Source organism: Deinococcota bacterium (assembly GCA_030858465.1).
Lineage (GTDB): Bacteria > Deinococcota > Deinococci > Deinococcales > Trueperaceae > JALZLY01.
Genome location: JALZLY010000340.1, coordinates 1 through 3,798, shown reverse-complemented (window position 1 = coordinate 3,798; position 3,798 = coordinate 1). Strand labels below are relative to the sequence as shown.

General features: G+C 64.7%; 3 protein-coding genes. All 3 read right to left on the bottom strand.

The features are described from left to right. Positions 1 to 120: 120 nt before the first annotated feature. The 3 genes from M3498_16730 to M3498_16720 all read right to left on the bottom strand — a co-directional run bounded on the left by M3498_16730 (position 121) and on the right by M3498_16720 (position 3,694). On the bottom strand, positions 121 to 525 hold the full coding sequence (locus M3498_16730; protein ID MDQ3460915.1) for a metalloregulator ArsR/SmtB family transcription factor: 405 nt from the start codon (positions 523 to 525) through the stop codon (positions 121 to 123). 131 nt (positions 526 to 656) lie between these two features. Then, positions 657 to 2,810, bottom strand: a complete 2,154-nt coding sequence (gene cadA / locus M3498_16725) for a cadmium-translocating P-type ATPase (GenBank protein MDQ3460914.1) — start codon at positions 2,808 to 2,810, stop codon at positions 657 to 659. Positions 2,811 to 3,004: 194 nt separating this feature from the next. Continuing rightward, positions 3,005 to 3,694, bottom strand: a complete 690-nt coding sequence (locus M3498_16720; protein ID MDQ3460913.1) for a hypothetical protein — start codon at positions 3,692 to 3,694, stop codon at positions 3,005 to 3,007. Positions 3,695 to 3,798: the final 104 nt, after the last annotated feature.

The following is a 3,798-nucleotide window of genomic DNA, read 5'->3' as shown; positions in this document are numbered from 1 at the left end:
CCGTGGCGGCTCGTTTGGTGGTGGCCGAGGGGGCGACCGTGGTGGCGGTGACCGTGGCGGTCGCGGCGGTGGCCGTGGTGGTGGCCGGGACCGCTACTAGCCCTAACAAGCCAAGCTAACTTAGCTTGCCTCGCGGGCGTGCTCGAGAGCGCCCGCGAGCAAATCGGTCACGTGGTTGTCGCTGAGACGGTAGTAGGCGATGCGTCCCTCCTTGCGGTACCTGACCAAGCGGCTCGTGCGCAGTACGCGCAACTGGTGACTGACCGCCGACTCGCTCATGCCGAGAACGGCTGCGAGGTCGCAGACGCATAGCTCCGTCGTGGCGAGTGCGCTAAGAAGGCGCAGGCGGGTGGGGTCGGCGACCGCTTTGAGGAGCAGGCTGGCGTCTTGCACGTTCTCCTCGTTGGGGAGCGCGGCTTTTGCCTTAGAGACCGCCTCGGGATGAACACAACTGACCTCGCAGAGGTCGTCTCGAGCTGCGGTGGCCGCCGCCCTTATGGGGTTCGTGGCGTTTGTTATCGTCATTATCTTCTCGCTATCTGTATCTATTAGCTATCAATATCTATATCGTAGTCTTCATCGTAGCAGCCTATGGTGACGTTTCTTGTTGTGGCGTCTTACGGTGTGGTCTTATGGTGTGGCGCGGGTGGCGCTGGTCACGACGCCTCTCCCTTAAAGCGCAAGAGCCTGAGCGCGTTTGCCGTCACCAAGGCGGTCGCGCCGGTATCGGCGAGGATGGCGGCCCACAGGCCGGTCACGCCGAGCAGGGTGGTGATGAGAAAGATGGCCTTGAGGCCGAGCGCAAAGGCGATGTTGAGGCGGATGGTGTTCATGGTCGCCTGCGACAGCGCGATCAGGTCTACGGCTGACATCAGCCGCGGGCGGAGGAGCGCGGCGTGGGCGGTTTCAAGGGCGACATCGGTGCCGCCGGCCATGGCGATGCCGACGTCCGCTTGCGCCAGCGCGGGCGCGTCATTGATGCCGTCGCCGACCATCGCCACGACGTCCGTGTCGTGCAGGCGCAGCACCAGGTCGTGCTTGTCCGCGGGGAGCAGTTCGGCATAAACGTCAAGGCCGAGTTCGCCCGCGATGGCTTGGGCGGTGCGGCGGTTGTCGCCGGTCAGCATGATCCCCTTGAGGCCGCGCCCGCGGAGCTTGGCGAGCGCCTCTTGGGCGTCGGCGCGGGGTTCGTCGCGCAGCGCGAGGAGGCCCAGCACCCTCTCACCGGCCAGGCTGACGACGACCGTCTTGCCCTCCTCCTCGAGCCTGCGGATGTGCGCTAGCAGGCTGGGGTCAAGAGGCGCTAGCTCGCCCGCGTAGCGTGGTGAAGCGACCGTAAGTCGGTGCCCCTCGACCTCTCCCACCACGGCCTTGCCCGCCAGGGCGCGCGCGTTGGAGGCTTCGGGGAGGACGAGCCCGTTCTCCTTGGCGCGGGCCACGATCGCCCGCGCCAGAGGGTGCTGGGAGGTGGCCTCGAGGGCGGCGCTGAGCCGCAGCAACTCGGCGTCGCCGACACCAAATGCCATGACATCGGTCACCACCGGCCGGCCCTCCGTGAGGGTGCCGGTCTTGTCAAAGGCGACGGTTGTCACCCGGCTGAGCGTCTCCAAGACGGCGCCGCCCTTGACGAGGAGGCCGCGCCGCGCCCCCGCACTGGTGGCGCTGGTGATGGCGGCGGGAACGCTCAGCACCAGCGCGCAGGGGCAGCCGATGAGGAGCAGCGCCAGCCCGCGGTAGAGCCAGAGGTCCCAAGCCGCGCCCACCAGGAGGGGCGGCAGCAGCGCCGTGAGCGCCGCTACGAGCACCACCACCGGGGTGTAGACGCGGCTGAAGCGGTTGATAAAGCGCGCGGTCGGCGCCTTGGTCGCCTCGGCCTGCTCCACTAAGTGCAGGATGCGCGCGAGGGTGTTGTCCTCGCCGCCGTGCGTCACCTCTAAGGTGAGGACGCCCTCGGCGTTGATGCTGCCGGCGAACACGCTCGCCCCTCGTTCCTTATAGACGGGTACGCTCTCACCCGTCACGGGGCTCTCGTCCAAGTGGGAACTTCCCTCGACAACGGTGCCGTCAGCCGGGACGCGTGCGCCCGGCGCGACCCTCACCCGCTGGCCTACCCGCAGGCTGGCCGCGGCCACCTCGCGCGGGCCGCCGTCGTCTAGAAGCTGCGCGGTCTTGGGGGTGAGGGCGGCGAGCGCCGTGATGCAGCGCCGCGCCCTGCTCGCGGCGATACCCTCGAGAAACTCTCCGATCATAAAAAAGAACACCACCACGGCGCCCTCGGCGGCTTCGCCGATAACGAGCGCGCCGAGCGCGGCGAGGCTCACGAGGGTGTTGATGCTAAAGGGGTCACCCGCGCGCGTGGCCGCGACCGCCTTTTTTGCGAGCGGCCACACCCCAAAGAGGGTGGCGGCCACAAAGCCCCAGTGCGCCGCCCCAGGTTCTGCGAGGGAGAGGGCGAACGCCAGCGCGATGAGCCCTGCCAGAAGGAGCGCCTGCCGGCCTTCCCCGCTGCGAAACCAAGGCCGCTGCGCCGGGACCGGGCCGCTCGCCGTGTTGCCGTCACGCGCAAGAACCAGAGGATGGCCGAGCTTGCGCAGGCGTGCTTCCAGCGCAGCGCGCGGGGTCTGCGCTTCGTCTAACCGCAGCTCCAGGGTCTGGGTAAGATGGTTGGAGCGCACCTCCATGACGCCCGCAACGCGCCTAGCGGCGCCCTCGACGCGGCTGACGCAACTGGGGCAATCCATGCCCCCGACACGGTAGAGGAGGCGCACGGGGGTAGCGCTCGAGGAGGGGAGGGAAGCGGCGTGGCTCATAAGCTCATTATATGAATATCTGTTCATATGTCAAGGTTAATTGGCTGCTCTCGTCCCCTCCACCGTTCTCCTTTACCAAGGCGACGGCACGCCCCAAAGAGGAGGCCTGACGCGACGAGCCAACCGAGGAGAGCGTTGCCGCTCGAGAAGCCTGCCTATTGGGGCCAGCCCATAAGCACAAGCGGGCTAGCGAATCAACTTCGGTAGCGCCTTGATCTTTCTTGGGACACACCGCTGCGAATCGCGCTTTGAGCAGCGCGGAAAAAGTAGAGGAGCCAGAACACGATGCCCGCGAGTTTGAAGCTGTCCTCGACAAAGGTCACCCGTGTCGTGGTAGGGAGCGCAATGTCGATCGCCACGGATATGGCAAAACACAAGAACGCCAGGACAAGAAGTTCGTAGTCGGTCTTAAGGATGGGCCTAGAGAAGTAAAGCAGGTAAGAACCGATGAGAAGACCGTAGCCTCCATAAACGACGATTTCAGGGATCTGAAGGAGCCTCGGAATCACCCGCTCGTGAAGAAGAAAAGCGTCGTCTACAGCAAGCAGCACGGAGAGTGAGGCAGAGGCTAACAAGAACAACGGCGAGTGACCGAGCATGCGGAGAACAGCCGCGGCAAGAAATCCGACTGCGGCGGTTGCCGACCACAACATGATGCCGATGTTAGAGAGCAGGCCGATATAGACGCTCGTGCGGTTGATGGCTGCCGGGTCGGCGGTTAGGGCCGAGAGCGGGGTACCCGTAGCTTTAGCCAGTAAGTAGACACCTCCGCAACAAAGCAGGATAAAACCGACACCTACCAGTATGATCGGCCAAAGGCGCGTGCCTTGACGTCTGGTTGCTTCGTATATCCTAAGTGACCAGGCTCTCATACTGTAGTTCATGCTTTTACTTTCATGACGGGATAGCCAATGAGGAGGCCAATGTCTTTCAGTTCACCATTGATGACCAATACTCCGGACAGTTCAGCTGGGGATGACAAAAGGGC